Here is a 22,107-nt window from a genome sequence, read left to right on the forward strand (position 1 = left end):
TCCCCCGGGGCCAGCGGCCGGGCTTGAAGCAGACCTCCCTTCAGGCTCGGCTGCGCCTCCCGATCTCAAGCGCCTCGCCGGAACATTCGGCTCCCCAGCCGGTTTTGCGATGACCGAAACCCACGGGAGATAGCCATGACGGAACGAAATGAGGACCGCGTACGCGAGCGCGCCTACGCAATCTGGGAAAAGGAAGGCAGGCCGGAAGGCCAAGATCGGCGCCACTGGAACGAGGCCGAGGCCGAATTGCGCGGCGAAACGACAAAAGTCAACGAACAGGCTCGCAAGCAGATCGAAGAAACCGAAACCGCGACGGGAGCAACCGACGTCCCCATTCCGCCGCCGTCGATGGCGAGCCCCGATTGATGCTCCGCCTGCAGCTACCGCGTCATCGAATCGATCGCCGAGATCAAGGCCTCGTGCTGATAGGGTTTCGGCAGGAAAGTCGTGTTGGCAGGCAACGACATCGGATCGAGCCGCACCATGCCCGAGGTGATGATGATGCCGATATTCGGCCGCATCGCCCTCACCCGCTTGGCGAGCTGGATGCCGTCCATCGAACCGGCCATATTCACGTCGGTGAAGAGGATATCGACATCGTTGCGGGCCTTTAGAAGCACCATTGCCTCGTCCGCGTTCCCAGCCTCGAGCGCCACATGCCCTACGTCTTCGAGCACATCCAGAATATTGAACCTGATCAGCGGTTCGTCCTCGACGATGAGCACCACGGCACCCTGGGAAGCCACCATTCTGCGATTGCCCTCTTCAATCCTGTCTGACAGCAGTAAATGTAGCCCGCGCGCGAAGGTTCCAGAGGGCAGACCGCAAATATGCATCGTCCACAGATGCTTGCGCTCATGGCTTGTGACTGTCCCGGATTTGCGTTAAGCGGACAAAAGCCGCGGGAACCATTGCCCCGGCTGACCGCACCCTGGGTGCCGGGCCTGTAGCTCAATGGTTAGAGCCGGCGGCTCATAACCGCTTGGTTGGGGGTTCGAGTCCCTCCGGGCCCACCATCATCCTAAGATACTTGTAGCCGGACGCGGAAAACCGGAATTTTGACATTAGGTTCCGGAATTTTGAGTTTCACTTTGAAGCGGCCTCAAAGGCTGTTTGAAACCCTTTGTTTCTTCCGCTGGCCTACAGGTCATCGTCGTCATCAGGCTGCTGAGTTGGATCATATTCCAGCGTTGGAAATTGGATCTCATACAGACGATCCCTCATCGAAACTAGGGCGTCCTCAAGACGTCTCCGTAACACCGGAGCATTGTCAAGGGCCTGTAGCCTGGCTTCCAAGGCTTCAATATTGAGCCGAAGAGTAGCTTCGTCTGATGCGCTGTTTGTCATGCACGGGACTCCCTAGCCATGACAACGTTCAGATCAGCAAGTTCGCCCAGCTCCATCAGCCAGCTGGACGGCTCATAGCCCGCCACGCCTCCGAAACCTGTACTTAGCGTCAACAGCCCATAACGGCTGACGCAGGCGGCAAGCGATGCGATCTCGCCGGCCGAATATCCAGCATTGGTCATGGAGCTTATAAGCTGTGGCCACACAGTCGCGTTCTCTCCCTGCTGCGCTTGTTCGTAAATCCTTTGCGCCCGATAGGCCATTCCGAGCATCATGAGTTCGTCGCGAGTCATGCCTTCGAGAACGCCCGCCCATCGCATGAATGTGTCCGCAGATAGCGCTTTATTTCTTTTCAAGCCCGCGATCACCTGTGCAAGGAGCTTAAGATTTTCGTGAGCAGCGCCGATCTCGACGGCCTTCGCAAAGCGAAGGGTTGCAGCGATGAAAGGGTCCATGTCGTCGGCATCAAAATCAACAGGACCGTGACGGCCGGCGGAGATCTCCTCAATGAGCAGATCCCGCGCTTCCGCTCGTTTCTTTTCCTGATACCGGTCAACAAAGTCTGCCAAGACGCTTCCGCCAGGCACTTGAATCGCAGATAGAACTTCAGCTGCTATGGCGACCCCAAACGGCACGCCGCCGCTTGTTGCGATGCTCTTCCTTTTACCGGTCATACGGCCTCTCTATGATGATCAACTCCCGCGCCGGCACACCTTCGCCGCCCGCAATAGAGTATTTAAGGTCGGCTTCAACATGATTGAAGGCGGCAAAGGTTTTGCGGATCTCCGGACCGTCGTTTATCGAAAGAATAAATCGACCTTTAAGCCGCCCTAAACGCTCTGCCATCAGCTCGAACTGCTCCCGGCCAAACAGGCTTTTCCCGTAGTCGCCCTCGCTGCCAAAATATGGCGGATCGAGATAGAACAGCGTCCCCGGCCGATCGTAGCGATCGATGAAGTCCAACCAGTCCAGGTTCTCGATGACAACGCCGGCAAGGCGCTCGTGGACGTCCTCCAATAACGGTCCCAGGCGCGTCAGGTTGAACCGGGCCGAGCCGCTCCGCTGCACGCCGAAATTCTGGCCAGACACTTTTCCGCCGAAGGACAGCTTCTGCAGGTAGATGAAGCGGGCGGCTCTCTCCAGATCGGTCAACGTGGCGGGATCGCATGCCTTCAAGCGTTCGTATTCCCGACGGCTGGTGACCTGGAATTTCAATGTGTCCATGAACTGCGGATAGTGCCGCTGCAGAATGCGGAAGAGATTCACTACCTCGCCGTTACGGTCGTTGATGACCTCGGTCTTAGGCACTCGTGTTCGACGAAAAAAGACGCCGCCCATGCCGACGAAAGGCTCCGCATAGAGTTGATGCGGGATCTCGCCGATCATCTTCACAAGGCGGGGAGCAAGAGCCCTTTTCCCACCGATCCACGCTGCCGGCGGCTGTGTATTGGGGACTTCCCGCCACGTTTCAAGATTCACCATTTCAAACATCTCACGACTCAGTCACGAAGTCCCGGCCCTGCAGGGTACGGGTGCGACGGTTGTGCAAACTTGCCGTTGGACGGGTCTGGTCGCCAAACTGAGGCCCGTCGTTGGAGCGTTTGCGCGCTCCGACCGCCCGATCGGCGGCTACCCCTTACCTGTCTTTCGGTTCGCCAGCTCGATCGCCATTAGCCACCCGCCGCTATCGTCAAAGGTGAACGTGTGATGGATCGACGAGGCCACCAGGTCAGCCGCGTCGCGGCTTGCGCCAAAGCCCGAGAGCTTCACGCGCCCACCGGCCATCGCGTCCAGACTGCCTTCGATGTCGACGCTGCCCGTGACGCTGTCGCGGGCCTGCTCATTGCCCTGGGCCTTTGCCGCGTATTCGGCCTCCTCGCGGCTGCGGGCCGGATGCAGCGATAGGAAACGCGAGGCACTGCCGATCGAGGGGGCTTCAAAGAGCTTTTGAGCGCCTTCCGAGGGATCGAAAAAATTACTCCCGGCACTCGCGTACCGACCTTTGCCTTCAGCCGAAATCTCGCCTCCGAGGACGGAACTATAGGCGATCACAATCACTGGCATGTCTGTGCCGCTCGCCGTCCTGCCGCCGGCGCGTTGTGGCACCAGCATCTTTCCACCAGCGAACTTCAGCGTCCCGCCCAGCTCCTCAGCCAGCTCGTTTGCAAAGCCCGTAAGGGATTGGTTGTAACGAAGACGATATGGGATGCGGATAGCAGCGATCGCAGCGTCGATCACGGCCGTCTTGCCGGAGCGGCCCGCCAGCTTCTGGAAGATTTCCCCGGCGGTCGTCTCCTCGAAATGCTCGCTGTCGGCCGCCTTGTCCGCGTCGATGAAGTCGCTCGCCCTGGCCGTAATAGTCATCGTCCACCCGCCTTCGGCATCGCCAGAAAGGCTGTCGGATTGATAGGTGAAGAGGCCTGCGTCGCGCAGCGCGCTCTCGTCCCATCCATAGAGCAGACGATACCTGGTGCCCTCTGCCGGGCTGCTCGGAAATGGGGCCTGGACGGCAAAAGTGATGTTGATTTCGTCAGCTTCGCCGCCGTCATTGTCCGTGAACTCCACGGAGACTAATGCCTCGTTCCAGCCTGGCACGAGATCTGCACCGCTTTGACCGATGACCTGGACGATTGGCTTTCGCATGGTCACTCCCAGGCCAGAACCTGCGCCACCGTGGGCGCTGGTTTGAAGGTGATCGGAATGGTGATCAACGTCCCGCCAGGCACAAAGCCGGAGGCAGCCAGATCCGCCAGTTCGGGATTGGCACCGAGCAATGCCTCGACGGCACCCTGGTGCTCGGTCTGCAGCGTCTTCTTGGCGATGCGATCGAGACGTTCGCCGGAAAAGGCAACGGTATAGGTCGTCAAAGGAGGCCTCCGAAGCTGGAAATGCTTGAGACGTCAAAGCCGCTGAAATTGGTCGGCATCATCAAGAGGCCGATCGTCACGTCGATCTGCCGACCGACGCCATCAAACGGGTGGAGCTTCTCTTCGTCGGCCTCCAATGTGCTGATGACGCAAAGGCCCGAAACGAGACCCTGAAAGTTGCTGCGCAGCCGGATCAAGGGAACGACAGACTGTCTCTCATGGTGGGCGGTGAGGATGGCGTAGGCATCGAGGCCGCCCATCACATGAGGATAGGTGCGTGCCTCGATCGAAAGGCTGCGCTCGCCGAGGCCAGTCTTCTGATAGAAGATGCCGGAGGCCGTCGGGTGTGCCGGGAACCGCGCCTCGCTTGACGCTGCCAGGCGTTGTGGATTGAGGCCGCCGACCGTGTAAAGCACCGCGCCGCCGATCGAGATCAGTGCGCCGACTGGATTGAAAACGCTCATGCGAGCTTACCTCCGGTATCCGACAGCGAGCGGGCCGAGGCCATTCGGATGGCCCGGTTCTGCTCCCGCTGCGCCCGCATGGCCGCCAGCCTGGCGTTGCCGCCTGGGAAGTATTGCGCAACCTTGACCGAGCTTGGTGTCTGCAAAGCGGACTGTTTGTCCTTTGGCAGAGAGGTCGGCGTCGATGCCGGCGGCATGAAATTCGGTGCGATGGTCGGGCTTACGGTGAAGCCGAGCGCGGCCTTGATCCGATCGGCGATCGACGTGGCTTCCTGCGCTGCCTTCTGCCCTTCGCTCGCCAGGCCCTCATTATAGCCCTTCATGCTTTCCTCGGCGGCCGGCCGCAGGTCGATACCGAGCTGGTCCTTGAGATCGAAGCCAGGCTGCGCGGCGCGACCGAAAAGGAACCGCTGCCAGCCGCTCGGCCCGCGGGCGGCGGCTCGCTCGTCTCTGGCTTCGAGCGAGGAACCGCCGTCAAGCGTGGACATAGCCCCCTTCAGCTCTTCCAGCTGACCTTTCACCTGACCGCGAACCGCGCCCATCATCGGAATGACGCCATCCAGTTTTTCGGGTGGTAGTTTGGAAAGACGTGCCTCTAGGTCGGCGATCCGCTTGCTGAGTTCGAGAGGGCCGAGCTGACGAAGTTGCGTCTGACGATACTCCTCCTCTTGACGCGCGTAGTCGCCGTTAAAGGCGCCGACAACGCGATCCTTGATCGGATCGGTGACAGCCCCATAAATCGCGCCGATCTTATTCCCGGTCGCCGCAGCCGCCGCTTCACGGCGATCGGCTTTTTCCTGTGGCCGATTGCGCACGAAGTCATAGTCGGCGTCGACCGTGCCTCGGCTGTCGCCGACGATCTGTTTGAGAAAGTCGTTGTAAACATCACGCTTGCCGATGAGCGGCGCGAGAGCCTGCTTGGCCTGCATGTCGCCAAACAGCTCGCCGATAGTGAACTCGTTGCCGCCCGAAATCCGCATCACCTCGTCGACCACGTCCATCATGTAGGGCGTACCGTTCTTGATCGACTTGTTCTTCAGCTTTTCGAGATCGACGCCCTTCTCCTGGAAGTTTTTCACCGTGTCCGGCGAGGAGAGTTTGGAGATGATGTTTTCCAGGTTCGTCGCTGCCTGGTCCTGAGTGCCCGCGCCCATGCGAACGACCTGCGCCGCCGCAATTAGCTCTGCCCATCCCTGAAGCCCACTACGACCGGTGCCGCCATACATCGTTGCCAACGCCGGGAAATTCTTCGCCATGGCATCGACTTCGAAGCTGCCGAGCTTCGAGCCCTTCGCCATCATATCGAGCGCTGCCGGAACCTCGCTGTTCTTGACGCCGAGCGCCTGCTGCGAGGCGATCACGGCGGCGGCCATGGTTTCGCCGGTGCTGTCGCCGGCCTTGGCCGCCTTCAGCGTTGGGTCAAGTATCGCTTCCTGCTGGTCGAGGCCGAACCCAGCCGCCGCAAAGGTCTTGCGGGCGTCGTTGACGGCGGTCTGGTCCACGCCGTAGCGAACGGACAGCTTTTCGTTTGAAGCGCCGATCTGCTTGATCGCCTGTGGCGTCCGCATCTCGGCCGTGACCGCGACCGAGGCGATTTCACGATCGAGCTTGCGGGCGCGATCGGCTACCTCTTCCATGCCGCGAATGATGTTGTCGACGGAGGCGAAGGCGACCAGCGCGCCGAAGGCGGCGCCGGCGCTGCTCTTCAGCATATCCATCGTCCGGTTGAGCGCACCGGCCGGCTTGTTGATCCGATCGATCTTGCCGGGATCGACGCCACGGAGGTTGCGGCTCTCGCGCTCCAGGAGCCGGAGATCCTTTTGCGCAGTCTTGGCCGCCGTGCCGAGCGCACGCACCTCCCGTTCGGCCGAATTGGTGCTGACGGCGTTAAGCTTGCGCGCCTCGCGATCGAGATTGCGCACTGCCCGCTCGCTCTGGCCTGCCTCGCGGCGCAGCTCGGCAAGTTCACGCCCCAGCTTGTTGGAGCCCCCGGCTTTGCCGAGTGCGTCTGCCGCCTGCTTGATGTGCTTCAGGTCGCGTTCAGCCTTGGGCGCCTCACGTGACAAGTCGTTTTTCAGTCGAAGGCGCAGCGCGACGTTGATGTCATTCATGCTTCAATCCGCCAAATAGGGCATTGAGCTGGCCGAAGCTTTCGGCATGAACCTGCCTGGCCTCATCGAACCAGAGCAGCAGCTCGTCCCAAAACATGTCCGTCTCCACTTGCCGATGCAGGTAGGCGCCGATGCGGGCGACGTAGCTGCGCCATTGCTTCAGTTCGCCGGCAACGCGTCGTCCGCCTTGAACCTTGGGGGCAAAAAATCGTAGGCCGCCTCGATCACGATCGTGCCGTCCTCGTCGTCCAGGCTGCGCAGCTCAACCTCGGAAAGGCCGGTCATCTCCGCGTAGATCTCCATCAGCATCAATGTCCGCCCACGGCTCTTCTCAAGCAGATCCTGTGCCTCGCCTAGTGTCAGCCTCCGGATAGTGATGGTGGTGATCTCATGGCCCCCAATCGCGACTGGATACTGGAGCGGGATCGACCTTTCGCGCATCTTGCCGAAGTAAGTTGCCGGTTGTGCCTGCACCTCCGGCGCCGGGCTTTCGGCCAAAACGGGCGCAGCCGTAGTGGCGGCCGAATTGTCGAGCTCGGTCCACATGGACTGTGGCGGTAGCGGAATGTTCTCCAGCTTCACGCCCCTGGGATCATTTTTCGACATGGGCGTCTCGATCTGCGCCCGGAGAATATCGTTCATCAAAGCCTCCTCGGGTCAAAGAAGTGGCCGGCCGCCTCGATCGGCGACCGGCCTTCGCCGCGCGCGCCCATATCAGGCGCGCTCCCCTGGTATTTCGTCAGGCCGAAATCAGTCGGTTATGCTCGGCCGTGTAGTTGACGCCGTCGATGATGAGGACGTTGTTCTGCAGGTCGAACTTGTGGACCGTCTTGCCGTTGAAGATGTCGTGGTAGAGCACGATGGTCGACCAGCGCAGGCGGGTTGCGCCGGATGCTTTCAGGCCCTTGACGCCCGGAGGCGTGTATTCGTTGAGCAGGCCCTTGAGGAAGACAACGCGGCCGTTGAGCTTCGGAGCGCCGGCGCCCTGGCTGGTACCGTCCGAGCCGGCCGGGAAGACATCAAGCAAGCTCTCGTAATAGGTGACCGTCGTCCAGTCGCCGGGCTCGCGGCCGAAGCGGCTTCGCAGATCCTCATGGGCTCCGTTGACGGTCATCTCAGCCGTCAGTGGCTGGATCTCGGCTGGCAGCTCCAGTCCGAAATAGCCGCCACCCATGACAAAATTCGACATGTCACGCGAGAGAGCCGGCAGTGTCGTTTCGTCGACGCGCAGGCGCTGGTTGATCTCGCCGCAATACCAGTTGGAACCGTGAATGATGCGGTCCATGGAATTCTCCTTATGCCGTCACGCGGACGTTGTTGAGGCCGAGCTGCGAGAGCGCGGCGGCGATCGCGGACTGAAGCACGTCGAACGCCTCCGGCTGCGGCTCGGTATAGATCTGCAGATCGACCAGATCGGGCGTCTCGGCGAAGCGCATCTTCACGCGCAGCGCACCGGCTTCGAGGATAGTCGCTGGGTTCAGCGACGAGGACCAGAGCAGCTCGTAGTCGATCAGCGCGCCGAGCGTCACAAGGTCGCCCATGAACTGGTCGAGCGCCCGATAGATGAGCGAGACCATGTGCGGGGTGATGTCCTCGGCCATGTACTGGCGCAGCGGCCGGAGGATTGCCTTCTCAACCGCACGGCGGGTGCGGATGCGTTTAATCGAACGCCAGCTTGCCACGGTCGGATCGCTGGCCGTGGTGAAGGGCGCCCACAGCAGGTTCTGCTCGATAATCGTTCCGATGCCGGCCTGGTTGAGATAGTTGGCGTCGGAGGTGATTTCACCGTCCACGTAGCCGACCGGAATGGATGGCCCGAGGATGCCACGCAGCGGGCGGTTCCAGAACGCCTTATAAGGATTGCCGACTTCCTTGTCGCGGCGGATCATCGCTCCAGCAACATGGGGCGACATCGGGCGCACCACATTGCCGCCGCCCAGGTTGACGATCACCTGCGGATAGAGCGCAACGACGTTCAAGGCGGTCGCGAAGTCCGCTGCATAATCGGCCGCGTCTTCGCGACTGGTTGTGGGCGTATCGACGATCACAATGCAGTCGATGAGTTTTGCGGCAACAGCCGACATCGCGACCACGACGGCATTGGCGGCGGCGCCGACGCGCTGCGAGGTGTAACCGGGCGCAATCAAGACACCAGGCTCAAGCCCGAGCTGCGCCTTGGCATCAAGGAAAGCCCACACGCCGGTTTTCAGCGCTGCCGAGCCGCCGATCGAGTTTGTTTCGGCCGCCAGCTTGGCGGCGGGATCAGTCAATATCGAATGCGCGACGCGCAGGAAGACGATGTCCGTGACAATGCCTTCCGAGGCGATCTGGTTGACCGCATCAAGTGCAATGCCTTCGCCGAGCTTGGCAACCTGGACGGCGTCATCCGTCGAGAGGCGCACCAGCGTGCCAACCGGGAAAGCGACATCGTCGGCCGCCGGCGCCGGAAGTGCCATCGCAATGACGGTGCTGTCGCGTGTGTCGATCTTGGCGACGGTCGAGGAGAGATTGGAGAAGACGCGAACGCCGACGAAATCGGTAGTGCCAGCCATTACATGGGCTCTCCTGAAGGGGTTTTAGGTGCGTGAATTGCTTCAGCGCAACCTACCTTCAGGCCCTTGGCCGGCGGGGCTGACAGCTGTCAGCCCGGCTCAAATCGCGTTTGAGAGCCCATAAAAGGCATAGAAATTAGATGTTGGCAACCGGCGTCGAGAGGGACATGGCGTATTCCCAGGCCCCGTTGATGTCGTCGTCCGTCTTGCCAAAGTACGTCGCAATCAAAGCCAGCCAGACGTCATCACGATAGAACATCCTCGCCGACGTCCAGTAGATCGATGCGCGCGTCCGATCAGGTTCTTCCAGCTGTGCGATTGCCGCATCGACCATATCCGGGGTCACGTTCAAGGTTAGCATCCCCAACTTGAAATCGACCGGAAACAACGGATGGAACGGTGAGGCGGTGTCAACGAAAGGAGGGATTTTATTACCTTGCTCTTCCCACTCCGCTATCAACTGCCGATGCCGATTTCCCATATCGTTTGGGACAGTAAGCTCTTCCCCGTCGATAACGCAGGCGATCGATCCCGCCGCGTTGAAGCCCGTAACCCGTTCGATCATTTCAAAGCTCCGCATCCATTTTGATGTTGCCCACCCAGGTGTTCGACGTCGCCGATGTGTTGGAGATGTAAGCTCCGAAGCGCTCTGCTGTGTAGGAGATGGTAGGGCCAGAAAAAGAGCCCGCCGTGCTAATTGTTGAGTGCGATCCAGTTGGGGCTACTCGCATTTGAACCGGAAGTGCGACCGGCTGATAAGGCGAATAGTTGTTGGTGCCGGCGGCATCTACGATATGATCCCGTGTTTGATAGTAACGCTGGCACAACGCGAATTCCTGCCCCTTGTGGCGCGGGGAAAAAGGATCGGCCTCTTTGCTCGCGTCGCCCTCCACGAAGGACAATTGCGAAAGCTCATAGTTGCCGACCTGACGAGGCGTAAGCACCCAACCCAGCTCAACAAAGTCGTTGCCGTTTGAACCGATCGTCTTGCCTGCGATCGACGGGATGGCAAACTGCGCCTTTCTGATCTGCGTCGCGGCATTATAGATCGTGGCAATGTCGAGAGACGAGGCGGCAGTAACAACCGATGCTGATGGCGCGCCACCTGTCCCAAAATTCTGCACGACTTCGCATGCAAGCACCTCGGCGCCAGCCGGCCCGGTCAGATGCGCGCGAGCGGACGCGGCACCATCCAGCGTCTCGACCCCCTCCACACGTTGAGCAACGCGGATGGTTCCCGTGGTGGGAGCCGTAGCGAAAGCCAACCGCATTTTGAACTTCGGCCTCCCAGGCACCGCCGCTTGCCCAAGGATATGAAGCTGGCGACTGACCGTCACCGGCTGATTTGTGGTGTTCGTCACAAGCCAGCGATCGGCGACATAAGCCGATGCGCCGGCGGCGACGACAACCCCTGTCGTTGGCACTGCTACTCTTTGAAAGACGCTGAAGTCGCCATTGATGAGTTTGTTACGAAAGGAAGAAAGCTGGCCACCGTTGACCTTTCGAACGTTGAGGACATCACGGCCGTTCATATCCTGATCGGTCGAGGCAACACGGTCCTGCTTGTCAGCCAACGCAGCCGCCGTCTCGTCGATTGCTTGGGAGAGCGAGGTGAGATCATCGGTCAAGCCGACGATATCACCTTGGGCATGTTGGTGGGCACCGAGAGCAGCGCTCGCCGACGACGGCATCCACTTGCCGTCCGATCCTTTCACCAGGAGATAGTTGAGGGCCGCTTCTGCCGCTCCATCGACGTCAGTCAGATCGTCCAGGCTGAAGGTGCGTGTGGCATCCATCTTGTTGGCAAGAGCGGCCACAAGGCCAACGATATCGCCGATCGCGTGGCCGTGCCCGAGGTTCGATTTGCCCGCGATCTGCTGAACCATGGAAAAGAGGATCAAATCCAGCATGTCCCATGCCAACTGCAGGCGGTAGAATTCCTCGTCGACGTCGGCAGTGTCGATCGGCTTTGGCAGATTGAAATTCGGGGTCGTGTTCATGGTCAGCCCTTAGAGAATGCCGGCGCCAAAATCGCCGATGATGAGCCGGGCTGCCGGGCCGCCCGTGCCGGTCAGCTTCAGCCGGATGTTGATCCCGGTCAGCGGTGTCTTCTCGTACTTACGCTCGGACCAGAGTGGGAACGCGAGCGGGTCGATATCAACCACCGGGACGTCTATGAACGCTCCGCCATCGACCGAGTAGGCCATGGCGATCGTCGCGCCGCCCGGCAAATAGACCTTGAAGTAGTTTGCTACACGAACCGCCTCGCCAAGATCGAAGGCGCGCGTGACGTAGGTCAGTTCCTCGGCGATCTCACCGGCGATCAGTTCGACAGGCGCATAGAGGATCGGTGACAGCTTCTCCGTGCCGGTCAGGATGGCGCGGAGCTGCACGGTCTCAGTGATGTATTCCGTCAGGCTCAAGACCTGCGACGGCAGGAGCTTGTAGATTGTGCCGTTGGGGCGCTCGATCTCGAAGACGACGCTGCAGCCGGCGGAAGGAAGCTCGACGGCCGCCCGCACCTGCAGGTCGGAGCAGTGAACGAGGTCGAAGCTTCCGAGATCGACAGTCTTGGTCGTCACCGGGTACTTCGCTGCGACGACGCGGAAGGTCAGGGCTTCGTCCTGGTGCGCGGTCCAGGTCTGCGCATTGACGGAGGAGAAGCGCGGGCCGGTGACATATGGATGGGCGGTGACCTTCTTCTGTGCTTCGGCATCGAAGCCGCCAAGCTTGGCGATCGAGATCGAATGGTCCTTGTCATTCGTCTTGATGACGAAGGCGTGGCTCCGATCGACGGGCGTCGTCAAAGGCAGGTTGAAGCGTGCCGATTTCCAGCCTTTGACAGCGCCGACCATGGAAATGACTGCCTCGGCAGCGGCATCGGCCGTGGGGTAGCCGTTATCAGTCGAGACCTGGTCGACCAGGAGGTGCTTGGTCTGGTCGCCGATGTTGCAAAGGTGGAAATCGACGCCGATGATCTGACGCGTTTCCGAGACTGCGAAGAGCTGCGCTTGCGGGTCGCTGGACGCAGCACCTCCTCTTCCGCCATTGGAGTTGTTGCCGCTGTTCCAGTTGATCGAGCGGGTAATCTGTGCTCGCGTCCAGTTGTTGATCGTGGTGACACGGCGCATGACGTCGATCTCGACCGTGCCCTGCCCGGTGAACAGCGCCGTTGCCTCGGTACCGCCGCGACCGGTTGCGGCAACGACCTTGCTGCCGGCGGTGACATTCGCCGGGATCACGAATGTACCCGCCACCTTGCCGTTGGCATCGCCGACCTGGACACCCGCCGGCTTTACGTTGATGCCGTCAAAGGTGAGCACGTCGAGGATCTCGCCAACGCCCAGGCCCGAGATCTCAAACGCGACGGGGATCTGGCGTAGGAACTCCAGCTGTTCGACACGCTGGTCGACGAGCTGGTCTGTCGACGAACTGGTTTGCAGTGGGCCACTGTCCCTGCGGACGCCGCGGTTGAATTCGACCGTCTGAGCAGAAAGCCACTCATCGCGGCTTTCCGTCCAGAAGTCGACGGCGGGTGCGAGCTTCAGGCCGCCGGGAAGCGGCTCGAAATTCTGATACGGATTTATCTTTTCGCAGGCCGTCTTCAGCTCCTGTGCGATGACGACCTCCTCCACGTAGTCGAGGGTCACCGCCTGATTGAGATCCGCGTGGTAGAAGGTGGGCGCGATCGACAGCATCAGCATCCCATCGGCAATTGCACCGGATTGCTCGGTACCGCCGTCGCGATAGCTGTCGTCGTTGAACGGATCGACGAACATATTCTTCTTCGAAACAGGCTCTCGCGCATCGATGCCGCTCTTCAGGCGTTCAAGCTGGACCAGGCGGACGAGGTCGAGGAGTTGACTGTTGAAGCGGGCCTGCTCGGCTGCGGACAGGAAACGGACGCCATCGTTGATGCCGTCGACCGAGATGACAGGCGTCGACATCCAGTCGTTGCGGATTTGGCAGAGCTTGAGGACGTCGCCTGGAGCCGCTGGCGGCAGCGGATTGATTTGAGCCGGAAGTCCTTTCAGATAGAGCGGCGAGCCGTCCTGCTGCAGGCAAAGCCGGTCGATGCGCGGCAGCTTCGTCGTGTAGGAGATGATGACCTCGCCGCCCGTCGCGCCGCCGGAGACGGTGAAAGTCTTCGCTGTGCTCGCATCGGCCAGAACGCTGGCGCGATAGCGATAGGTGACCTGGTAGTTTTCGCCGGCTGCCGGCTCGGCTCCTGCCGCCGCCCAATCGATATTTCGGCCAACCAGCGCGTAGTCCGCTGGCGTGGCGTAGATGGTGGCTCCCTTCTTGACCTGGGAGACTGAAAGGACGTTCGCGTCCGGGAGCGCATCGGCGCCGCTGGCAATCGCGCCACGTGTCAGCGTGACGGTCTTTTCCATCGTCAACAGGATATCGTTGATATGGCCGATCGGCGCCTGGTTGACCTCGAACGTAAGAGAGGCGCCGCCCGTATAGATGTGGGTCTCGCCGGGAATGGCGAGTTCATCCCATGCCTCCGGTTCGCTATGACGGAGCGCGGCCAGGCGCGTGCGCTTGTAGCCGTTGATGTTCGCCTCGCCCTGCTCGATCGCGAAGACCTGGGCGCCGGCGTTGGCGCCAAGCGCTGTCACGCGGCAGCCGCTGACGATGTAATTGCCGTTTGGGCGATCATAGGCGGCAAGCGCCTGCATGGCTGGCTCAAGGATCGACGGGCCGGTCTGGTCGAGGATCGTGCCATCCTGCAACGTATAAACCGAGAAAAAGACGCCGGCGCCGGCATCGTCGATATGTGCCCAGGAGATCGAAGCAACTTCCCGGGCGGCACCGGGTTCGCCTTCCGCAAGCGATCCAGGGACGAGGCCAAGAAGCGAAGGATCTTCTTCGCTGGTGACGAAGGTTTTGATCAGGCGCACGCCGATTTCCGTACGGCCCACCATGGGAATGCCGGTCAGGATCTTCGGTTCGACCGGGAATATGTCGCCGGCGACATAGATGCTGCCGTCCGTGAGGGTGACAGTTCCCGCCTCGACGTTGACGATCGCATCGGCGCGGACGATGCGGTTGCCATCTTTGGCAACCAGCGAGCCGAGCCGATCATGACGGCCGCGAATGATGGTCTGCATGTCCTGCAGCTCGGCGCCCTGCAGGAAAGGACGCTCGCCATACCAGACTACGCTTTGCAGCTCGGGATGACCGGCGGCTCGGTCAAAGGCGTTCGGCAGGCCGCTTTCATGTTCGAACATCAAAACCTCACAAGAAATTTGAGTTGCTCGCGCACCGTCGCGCGCAGCGGAAGATTGGAAGGGGCGACCGCGATTGGGTGGCCACCGCTAAGCTCAGAAGCACTTAGCCAGAGCCGGCCTGGCGGCACGCCGTCAACACGCACGGCGCCGATCGTCAGCTCGACGCTCTCGGCCGTGATGCCATCGGCATCTTCGAAATCGGTCATGGCCTCGATGTAGACGCTGGTGCCGCCGGCTGCCGGCTGATAGGTCGCGGCGGCGAATTGATAGACGCCGCCGACCGTCAGATTGACCGGATGAACCGCACGACAGCGGCGATGCCCGATGACGCTGCCGTCGCCGGCCTTCAGCGTTGCATAAACGATCTGGCCGGCGAACCAGGCGGCCATCAGCGATCGGCGCTGTGTCGCGGCATTTTCCGCCCAGGGGAAGGTTGCCGTCTGCCACGGATAGGTCATTTCGGCCCACTTCAGGCCAGTGTCTTCCGGAGGCGCGATCCAATTGCCGATCGCTGTTCCTTCCGCCTCGGTCAGAACGTGATCGACCGATGTCGTTCTGCCAAAGGACCATAGCGTTCCTGCCGAGGTGACCGCGACGCCGCTTTCGCGCTCGAGCAGACATTCCTCCAAACGGCAACCGTCCAGTACGACCGGGCCGGCGTCGCATTGGAAGACGCCGCGACGAAGGTTCGAACGCTTGGGGATCGACAGGGCAGTGATGCCTTCGATGCGCTCCAGGTCAGGATGATCGGCGGCCGGCAAGTCGGGGAAGCGGAGCTGCGTCGAGTTCCAGTAGGCTCGGCCATGCCATTGATCTTCCAAGGTCGCCGTGTAGCCGATCCAGCCGAGGCCTTTCTTGACGGCCGCTAGCGTGCCGCGAAGGCGCTGCCATTTGACGCCCTCACGACCCACTACGAGCGTGTAAAGGTTCGGCACATAGGGCGTCAGCTCGCCGAGCCCGTATTCGTAAATCAGAAAGGGGAGAAAGGACGGTGGCGGCGAAACGAGCTTGGCCGTGCGGATCGCTGCGACGGCGCCAGCCAGGCTGTCCCAACGCGATGCGTAGGAGGCTTCGAGCGCCCTCTCGAAAAGTCCGGAGCTGTTTGGCAGCAACGAGCCCATCAGAAATCGCGCCCTCTCAGCGTGAGGCTAATCGCACCGATGGATACGGCCTCATCAGCCGGTATCGACAGGTCCAACGGTGCGATCGGTTCGACCTTATGGACGCCTTCGATCATCAGCTTCGATACCCACCATGCCTGGACGAAGTCGCGCCCGAGTGATTGGGCTGCGGCCCAGGCTGACCGCAGGGTGGCCTCGGCACGGGTCAAGGTGGCATTGTCTGCGTCCGGAAGCAGCCAGACATTCGCAGCCACATCGACGACACGGCGGACGGCCGAGGCGACGACGATGGTGTCATTGACCATCCGCACATCCTCGGCCTGCAGCGCGGTATCGACCGCCGCTAGGAGAGCTGGACTGGCAGCGCCATCAGGAGCGGTGGAGAAAACGGCAACATGAATGACCGGGCTGCGGCCGATCGTATAGACGATCGCGTCTTCGACATTGATGTCGGCCGACATGGCAACGGATTTGTAGCGCGGTGCGGTTCCACCGGTCGATCGTCCCTGAATGGCCAGAACCACGCGGCTGCAAAGCCGGTCATCATCCTCGCCAGCCAGGCGAACGACATCGTAGAAGGCCGCAAGATGGTCGAGATCGCTTTTGCGCGCGAAGGCGAGCAGATTGGCCTTGATGGCGTCGTTGATGCGCCCGCGAAGCACTACCTCGCGAAAACCCTCCGTTTCGGTGGCGATGACCGCGAGGTCCGTTTCGAGCATCTCGACGTCGTAAGGCGGAAGGTTCAGCCCCGGATTTGCTGCCCGCACGCCCTCCCAAAGCGAAACGAACTTCGCCTTGTACGTCGCGGCGATCGCCGCGTAATCCAGCTCCTCGATGATGGCGGGTGCGGGCAGAGACTTCAGGTCGATCGCGCTCATGCCGATGCTCCCTTGGTGGTCAATGGAATGGGCGGAAGCGTGAGCGCAGCAGCGAGGTCGTAGTTTCCGAAGCGGCCCTCGGGGTAGTAGATCCCGCCGTGGCGCAGACCGAGCATGCCGCCCTCGGTGAGAGAGACGAGCTGCAACTGCGTGATGGAGTATTCCGGTTCCCACCGGGCGGCCGAGGCAACCAACTCATTATATATGAGCAACGCGATCGACGGCGTCAGATCCTCGGACAAGAGGCTGCGCAAGTCGGAGCCAAAAGCGAGGAGCATGGCGCGCTCGTCCAGGCGGGTGCCCCAGATCTTGCCCAGCGACTGCGCCAGGTGCGCCGCGCCCTGCAGGCGTTCGCCCGTCTGAGAGTTGAAACCGTTCCTATATCGAACTACACCAGCCATGCTTCAAACGCCCTTCAAAGGTGGCTCAAGCGTCGCTCGCGACCGGCTTCGGGAGGATGTGCCCGGCGAGCAGCTCGGCGCGCGCCTGGTGCTCGGTCAGCTCGATCTCCTTGCGGTCGCCCACGCGTTCCCCGGCGATGTAGGGCGGTGCCCTCTCGGCAATGACGTAGATCGCCTTATCAGTCGGACTGGTGAGTGCTGCTGCGGTCTTCCTGGCCATGGTCTTTCCTTTCAGGATTCGGGCGGGCCGGTGAGATCGCCGCCCTTCAAAACGTCCGTGTGCTTGTGGTCATGTCCGACGTTGCGGTCGTTGTGGGTGAGGCTTTCACCTTCGATCTTGACCGGCCCCAACAGGCGGATGCCATCCGGCCCCAATTCGATGCGGCCTTTGCCGCGCTCGAAGACGGCCGTGTCATCGGCTTGCGACGGCGCAGCGTGATCGCGGTCGTAGGTTGCAGGGACCGCGATCGAGACTTCGCCGACCGAACCGGAGCTGCTGACAAGGGCCATTTGTTCGCCGATCGCCGGCTGCGAATGCACGCGCATGCCGCCGGCGGCCGGTTCCTGCCAGCGCACCCATGGGCTCAACACCTCGGCGCCGGAGCTGCTGGTGGCGATCACCAGGCGCAGCATTCGCCGATCGGGATCTACGACCTTGACCTTGCCGGAAAGGCGCATCAGCGCCAGGCGGCGTTCGGCGCGATCGAGCTTGATCGCCTGGCGGCGAAATTCGGTGGCGGCCAGATCACGCATCGTCGACCACTCTCGCCGGAAGCCATGGTGCCATGGATTGGATTGAGGCGCCTTCCGCGTACTCGATCGCCCCGTCCTCGATGTCGACCGCGCCGATCGGCTGCGGGAAAATGCCGGCGCCGATATCGACAACCTGCTGCGTCCAGCTCACGGTGTAGTACGCGGTGCCCTGGCTCTGGTCGCGGACGGTGAAGAGCGGCTTCAGTTCCGGCGCCGGCGTCGCCTCCGGCGGCAGGAGACCCTGCCGTCCCCAGGTGGCAACCACCGGGTCGGCGAGGATCTTCAGAAGTTGGCCGCCGATCGCGAAGCCGATGCGCTCCTTTTCGACGCGCTTGCCGTCAACGACGGTGGCTTCGACGACGATATAGGCGGTCCATTCGACCAAGGCCGAATAGGAGCCATCGGCAAGCATGGCCGGACGAATGCGCGACCAGCCAATGCCGACACCAGGCGCTTTCACGACGGTCTTGCCGACCAGCTCGCCGATATCGACCTTGCCGGGATGGCCGACCACGGAAACGCCCTTCAGCAAGCCGTCCAAGGTATCGACGATCGCCACCTGTGTGTCGGCTGTCGGGTCAGCCGCCATGATCTCCTTCAGGGTTGCCGGAGCAATCATGCCTGCTTTCATTGCAAGACTCCGAAAACGCCGGTGACCACGTCGATGATTTCCTGGCGGTTGTCTTCGGACAGGCCAAGGAAGGCGCGGGCGGGAATGGTGACCTTCTTGGCGTGAACGACCTTGCCGCCGATCGAAAAGACGAGGGCCTTGGCATTCTTCGGCACTATCGTCATGCCGTCCTGGTGGACATGCGCCCATTCCCAGGTGGAGCCCCACTCGGCCTCGTCGGCCGACGAGGACCAGGCGATGGATGCAAGAAGATGCTGGCCGGTCTCGACCAGGATCGAGCCACCCTCAAGGTTCTCCTTCCAGGGCGTGCCGTCCGGCGCCGTCTTCTCTTCGGAGATCCGTCGACGCGTCTGGCTCTCGCCAAGCGCGCCGATCGCGCTCATCAGCTCGGAGCCGTCGAAGTCGAAAATCGGCGCGAGCTTTGCCAGCGCCGCGTCGAAATCATCGGCATCGATTACAAGGGAGATACCGCTCATATCCGGCCGAGCCTCTCGCGGGTGAAGACGCGTTCGGGCGCCTCGACGATGACTTCGTTCTGGCCGACGTCGCCGGCGGTATCGGCCGGCGAGCTGCCGGCGCCGGTGTTCGTCGTGGTTAGTGCGCCCTTTCCCGAGGCGATCGCTTCGAGGCGCTTGATGGCCTGGTCGTAGCGCTCCTTAATGTTTTCGGTGGAGCGGCTGAAGGCCAGTGCGATGCGATAGAAGGCGATGTCGATGCAGTAGACCTTGACGACGGCCAGCGAGCTTTCGTCGAGCGCCGCGAGGTCAGCTGCGGAATAGCGGGCCGCGAGGATGGCGCGGATCTCGGTCGTGGCGTCGTCGAGCCCGAGGCCGATACGGACATCGTCGCGCACACCAGTTTGCTCGTCGGCCGCCACCAGGGCGAGGTCGTTTGGAAAGCGGCTTTCCAGATCTGCGATGGTGGCGAAGGCGGGCATGATCTCTCCAGGTACGGTGCGGGGCGGCCAAATCGCCGCCCCGCCGGTTGGTCGTCGCTCGGGGGTTATTGGTTTTCGGTGTCGCCTGCTTCGCCAGGCAGCTCCACTTCGCGCACATCGATCTTGAGCATCGGGTCAGCGCGCCAGGCTTCGACCAACCTCTCGGCATTCTCGCCAAGTTCGGCCTGTGTGAACGTCGTTTCTGCCCTGTCGAAGCTGAAGCCGGCGCGACGACGTGGGCCGGCCGGTGCGGTCACCACGATCACGGACACGCGCTTCGTCTTGGGGGAGATGGTGGGAGCTTTTGCCATGTTCGTCTCCTTGGCGGTTCTTCGAAAAACAGCGATCGCGCTGCTTGTCGAAAAACCGCCGGCGGCTTGAGGAGGAGTGCCGCCGGCGTTCAGTCACTGAAGGCCGGGATTACTGAAGCAGCGGCGCTTCGATGACCTGGACGAGGTTGCGCACGGTGTTCGTCGTCCCGTTGATCTGCTCGGCAAGCAGGATCTCGCGTGCTTCGAAGACGTTGGTGTTGCCGACGATGATGTGCGTGGGCTTGATGCCAAGCAGGCGACCTTCGTCATCCTTGAAGCTGGTCATCGCCTCATAGGCGGCCTTGAGATTGTCGGCGGTCAGCGCAGCCTTGGAAGCAAAGGCCATCTGCCAGAACCCGAAGCCAGCCGCGACGCGGGCATCGGTGCCATAAAGATACTCGTCGCGCATGAAGACGTGATCGGAGGTCTTGCCATCTTCCTTGGCTGTGAAGTTGTAATCGCGGCGCTTCTGGAAGATGAGCGGCTTCAACGGCCGCGACAGATCAACGAGGATCCAGGTCGCGCCTGCGCCGGCCTGCATATTGGAGACGGAGACTTCCGCGCCAGGCTTACCAACCGGATGATCGGTATCGAAGAAGTTCTGGCCGTCATAGCAGGCCGTTGCAAAGGCCGCGTTGATCAGCTCGAAGAGGATCTCGTCGGGATGCGTGGCGGCGGAATTGCCGAGCATTTCGAAACGCGTGCCATACAGGCCGAGCTTGTCGTCCTCGATGTCGTCGCGCTTGACGCCGATCGTTGCCTCGAACTTGCGATTGACGATCGAGTAACCCTTGGCACTGAGGGACTTGATGTGGCGGTCGCCAATCCATTCGCGCAGCTTCGGAATGTCGCCGAGCCAGCCATAGGTCTCCTCTGAGGAGGTGGAAGTCACGACCGTGGCGACGCTCGTGTACATGGCCTTGACGCCGGTAAAGCCCTTCTGGAAGGACGTGTTGAAACCGCGCTGGGCGGCTGCAAGCAGATCAGGAGTGATAACTCGCATCTATGTTTTCCTCTGTGTTGCCTGGACGTCAGTAACCGACGCGCACGAAGACGCCGTCGTTATCGACGTTGATGATCTTGCCGGCGGCCGAGCGGGTGTTTGCGCCGTTGGTTTTTGCGACCGTCTGGTCATCGACGAGGTAGCAGTCCTTGCCGACATCACCGGCGAGGATCGCGTCGGCCGGGAGGTTGAGGAACTTGAATGTTCCGCGCTCGGTCGTGACCTTTTTTGCGCCGTCAGCGCCCGCGTTGGCGACGCCCTGGTCGGCGACGCCGAGAACGATGAGGTTGAGCGCCGTCTTGCCTGGGACAGCCAGGCCGGCTTCCGCGACAACAAGCGCGCCCTGGAAGATCGTGGTCGCGCCCTTGACGGGTGTGGTGGAAAACTTGCCTTCCGTCTGAACGGGCTGGCGGGCCTGTGACATTGCCGTCATTGGATCTCTCTCCGGCGGTTGTTTGAGTTAAGCGGCAGCCGTCAGGCCGTTGGCCTTGCGGTATTCTTCCTCGGTCTGGCCGAGCATCTTCATGACGTCGCGGTCTTCGGCCGAAAGCGTCGTGAGCTGGTCGGCCGGTGTTTTTCCGTCGAGGTGGCTGGCGCCGAGGCCGGCGCCCAGGGTTTCGATCAGCTTCGTGACTTGGGTCAGGCCGTCGTCGGTCGCGCAAAGCGCCTCGTACTGCGGCCGCTGCGCCGGCGTGATCTTCTTCGCCTTCAAGGCGCCTTCGAGAAGCGCGTCGACCTTCTCCTTGCGGGCATTCGCCTTCAGGCCGTTGATTTCGGTGTTGGCGGCGGCCAGGCTGGCAAGCGTCTGCTCATGAACGGCAGGATCGATGCGCTTGGCGAGGTTGCCGATCGCGGCAAGGCAGGATGCCTCGCTGGCTTCAGGGGCGAGATTGAGGGCGGCGGCAATGGCCTTCAGCATGTTGTTCTCCGAGGTTGAGGGAAGAGCCGACGCCACGGCCGGCATGGAAATTCCGGGCGCAGCCACCAGGGCGGCGGAGTGCAGCCAGGTCGCGCGGCCAGCCTCGTCTGTCTTCAGCGAGGGCGAAATGTATCGGTGCGAGCGGGCCGTGAGGATTTCGAGGCCGGTGGCCAGCCAGGCGACGCGACCATAAAGACCGTCAGGCCGCGCCTGCAGCTCTTCGATCCAGGCGACAGCCGGAGCTGCCTCGCCGAACATTGCCTTCTTGACGGTGGCATGATCGAGGTCGAGCGGCACGGATACCTTGTCGGCATTGAAGCGCTCCACCAGAACTTCCGGCTCAACGATGAAACTGCGGCCGTCGCGGCTGGTGAATGCGCCGCGTGGCGTGAGTTTGATCCAGGCCGGGCCGGTGGCCTTGTCGATGGCCTGCGGGTCGCCGGCGAAAACGTCGATCGTCGTGACGCTGGTCATGGCCGTCGCAGCATCCTCGATCGAGGCGGCGAAGCAGGAAATCAGTAGGGTGGCTGCGGTGCGTTTGATCATGAGGCAAAATCTGCCAGATCAAACAGCGG

At 61.6% G+C, this 22,107-nt stretch carries 25 protein-coding genes, 1 tRNA gene and 1 pseudogene; 2 read left to right on the forward strand and 25 right to left on the reverse strand.

Translation table 11 applies throughout. The features are described 5' to 3' along the window. The first annotated feature begins 135 nt into the window (after positions 1–135). Positions 136–366: a DUF2934 domain-containing protein gene (locus FHT92_RS12575; RefSeq protein WP_183740951.1), complete on the forward strand. Its 231-nt coding sequence runs from the start codon at positions 136–138 to the stop codon at positions 364–366. 14 nt (positions 367–380) lie between these two features. Here the strand turns inward: FHT92_RS12575 and FHT92_RS12580 are convergent, their stop codons facing one another. Continuing rightward, positions 381–749, reverse strand: coding sequence for a response regulator (locus FHT92_RS12580; RefSeq protein WP_183740954.1), 369 nt, complete (start codon positions 747–749; stop codon positions 381–383). Positions 750–940: 191 nt separating this feature from the next. On the opposite strand from FHT92_RS12580, the gene FHT92_RS12585 reads away from it, so the two are divergent. Next, positions 941–1,016, forward strand: a tRNA-Ile gene (locus FHT92_RS12585). 327 nt (positions 1,017–1,343) lie between these two features. Here the strand turns inward: FHT92_RS12585 and FHT92_RS12590 are convergent. The 24 genes and pseudogenes from FHT92_RS12590 to FHT92_RS12705 all read right to left on the reverse strand — a co-directional run bounded on the left by FHT92_RS12590 (position 1,344) and on the right by FHT92_RS12705 (position 22,078). After that, positions 1,344–2,021 carry a hypothetical protein gene (locus tag FHT92_RS12590; RefSeq protein ID WP_183825445.1) on the reverse strand — a complete coding sequence of 226 codons (678 nt, stop codon included), beginning with the start codon at positions 2,019–2,021 and terminating at the stop codon, positions 1,344–1,346. Beyond that, positions 2,011–2,829, reverse strand: a complete 819-nt coding sequence (locus FHT92_RS12595) for a DNA adenine methylase (protein ID WP_183826253.1) — start codon at positions 2,827–2,829, stop codon at positions 2,011–2,013. The genes FHT92_RS12590 and FHT92_RS12595 overlap by 11 nt, the downstream gene beginning before the upstream one ends. 147 nt (positions 2,830–2,976) lie before the next feature. Next, positions 2,977–3,990 (reverse strand): phage late control D family protein, encoded by a 1,014-nt coding sequence (locus tag FHT92_RS12600; protein ID WP_183825448.1) that lies wholly within the window; start codon positions 3,988–3,990, stop codon positions 2,977–2,979. A gap of 2 nt (positions 3,991–3,992) precedes the next feature. Then, positions 3,993–4,214, reverse strand: a complete 222-nt coding sequence (locus tag FHT92_RS12605) for a tail protein X (RefSeq protein ID WP_183825451.1) — start codon at positions 4,212–4,214, stop codon at positions 3,993–3,995. Next, the gene (locus FHT92_RS12610) at positions 4,211–4,678 is read right to left on the reverse strand and encodes a phage tail protein (RefSeq protein ID WP_183825454.1); all 468 of its coding nucleotides are present in this window, start codon (positions 4,676–4,678) and stop codon (positions 4,211–4,213) included. Before FHT92_RS12610 ends, FHT92_RS12605 begins: the two co-directional genes overlap by 4 nt. Positions 4,679–5,658: 980 nt before the next feature. After that, a pseudogene (locus tag FHT92_RS29850) lies at positions 5,659–6,789 on the reverse strand (phage tail tape measure protein); the annotation flags it as partial. A 159-nt stretch (positions 6,790–6,948) separates the two neighbouring features. Continuing rightward, positions 6,949–7,431, reverse strand: coding sequence for a phage tail assembly protein (locus tag FHT92_RS12620; RefSeq protein WP_183825460.1), 483 nt, complete (start codon positions 7,429–7,431; stop codon positions 6,949–6,951). Between the two features lie 97 nt (positions 7,432–7,528). Continuing rightward, entirely contained in the window at positions 7,529–8,074 is a 546-nt protein-coding gene (locus tag FHT92_RS12625) for a phage major tail tube protein (RefSeq protein ID WP_183825462.1), read from the reverse strand. Between the two features lie 10 nt (positions 8,075–8,084). Next, the gene (locus FHT92_RS12630; protein ID WP_183825465.1) at positions 8,085–9,341 is read right to left on the reverse strand and encodes a phage tail sheath subtilisin-like domain-containing protein; all 1,257 of its coding nucleotides are present in this window, start codon (positions 9,339–9,341) and stop codon (positions 8,085–8,087) included. 136 nt (positions 9,342–9,477) lie between these two features. Further along, positions 9,478–9,906: a hypothetical protein gene (locus tag FHT92_RS12635; protein WP_183825468.1), complete on the reverse strand. Its 429-nt coding sequence runs from the start codon at positions 9,904–9,906 to the stop codon at positions 9,478–9,480. A 1-nt stretch (position 9,907) separates the two neighbouring features. After that, the gene (locus FHT92_RS12640; protein WP_183825471.1) at positions 9,908–11,341 is read right to left on the reverse strand and encodes a hypothetical protein; all 1,434 of its coding nucleotides are present in this window, start codon (positions 11,339–11,341) and stop codon (positions 9,908–9,910) included. A 9-nt stretch (positions 11,342–11,350) separates the two neighbouring features. Beyond that, positions 11,351–14,578: a DUF4815 domain-containing protein gene (locus FHT92_RS12645; RefSeq protein WP_183825474.1), complete on the reverse strand. Its 3,228-nt coding sequence runs from the start codon at positions 14,576–14,578 to the stop codon at positions 11,351–11,353. Continuing rightward, positions 14,578–15,699, reverse strand: a complete 1,122-nt coding sequence (locus FHT92_RS12650) for a phage tail protein (RefSeq protein WP_183825476.1) — start codon at positions 15,697–15,699, stop codon at positions 14,578–14,580. The genes FHT92_RS12645 and FHT92_RS12650 overlap by 1 nt, the downstream gene beginning before the upstream one ends. Continuing rightward, a complete protein-coding gene (locus FHT92_RS12655; protein ID WP_183825479.1) occupies positions 15,699–16,577 on the reverse strand; it encodes a baseplate J/gp47 family protein in 879 nt (292 codons plus the stop codon). The genes FHT92_RS12650 and FHT92_RS12655 overlap by 1 nt, the downstream gene beginning before the upstream one ends. Beyond that, a complete protein-coding gene (locus FHT92_RS12660) occupies positions 16,574–16,978 on the reverse strand; it encodes a GPW/gp25 family protein (protein ID WP_183825482.1) in 405 nt (134 codons plus the stop codon). Before FHT92_RS12660 ends, FHT92_RS12655 begins: the two co-directional genes overlap by 4 nt. 25 nt (positions 16,979–17,003) lie before the next feature. Further along, positions 17,004–17,198, reverse strand: coding sequence for a hypothetical protein (locus FHT92_RS12665; RefSeq protein ID WP_183825485.1), 195 nt, complete (start codon positions 17,196–17,198; stop codon positions 17,004–17,006). An 11-nt stretch (positions 17,199–17,209) separates the two neighbouring features. Further along, positions 17,210–17,731 carry a phage baseplate assembly protein V gene (locus tag FHT92_RS12670; RefSeq protein WP_183825488.1) on the reverse strand — a complete coding sequence of 174 codons (522 nt, stop codon included), beginning with the start codon at positions 17,729–17,731 and terminating at the stop codon, positions 17,210–17,212. Continuing rightward, positions 17,724–18,362 (reverse strand): hypothetical protein, encoded by a 639-nt coding sequence (locus FHT92_RS12675; protein ID WP_183825491.1) that lies wholly within the window; start codon positions 18,360–18,362, stop codon positions 17,724–17,726. The genes FHT92_RS12670 and FHT92_RS12675 overlap by 8 nt, the downstream gene beginning before the upstream one ends. Beyond that, on the reverse strand, positions 18,359–18,838 hold the full coding sequence (locus tag FHT92_RS12680; RefSeq protein WP_183825494.1) for a phage virion morphogenesis protein: 480 nt from the start codon (positions 18,836–18,838) through the stop codon (positions 18,359–18,361). Before FHT92_RS12680 ends, FHT92_RS12675 begins: the two co-directional genes overlap by 4 nt. Continuing rightward, positions 18,835–19,299, reverse strand: coding sequence for a gp436 family protein (locus FHT92_RS12685; RefSeq protein WP_183825497.1), 465 nt, complete (start codon positions 19,297–19,299; stop codon positions 18,835–18,837). Before FHT92_RS12685 ends, FHT92_RS12680 begins: the two co-directional genes overlap by 4 nt. Positions 19,300–19,364: 65 nt before the next feature. Then, positions 19,365–19,610 carry a hypothetical protein gene (locus FHT92_RS12690; protein WP_183825500.1) on the reverse strand — a complete coding sequence of 82 codons (246 nt, stop codon included), beginning with the start codon at positions 19,608–19,610 and terminating at the stop codon, positions 19,365–19,367. A gap of 109 nt (positions 19,611–19,719) precedes the next feature. Then, positions 19,720–20,613, reverse strand: coding sequence for a Mu-like prophage major head subunit gpT family protein (locus FHT92_RS12695; RefSeq protein WP_183825503.1), 894 nt, complete (start codon positions 20,611–20,613; stop codon positions 19,720–19,722). A 28-nt stretch (positions 20,614–20,641) separates the two neighbouring features. Next, positions 20,642–21,046, reverse strand: a complete 405-nt coding sequence (locus FHT92_RS12700; RefSeq protein WP_183825506.1) for a hypothetical protein — start codon at positions 21,044–21,046, stop codon at positions 20,642–20,644. 27 nt (positions 21,047–21,073) lie between these two features. Further along, entirely contained in the window at positions 21,074–22,078 is a 1,005-nt protein-coding gene (locus tag FHT92_RS12705; RefSeq protein ID WP_183825509.1) for a phage protease, read from the reverse strand. Positions 22,079–22,107: the final 29 nt, after the last annotated feature.

The organism is Rhizobium sp. BK377, assembly GCF_014193935.1.
GTDB lineage: Bacteria > Pseudomonadota > Alphaproteobacteria > Rhizobiales > Rhizobiaceae > Rhizobium.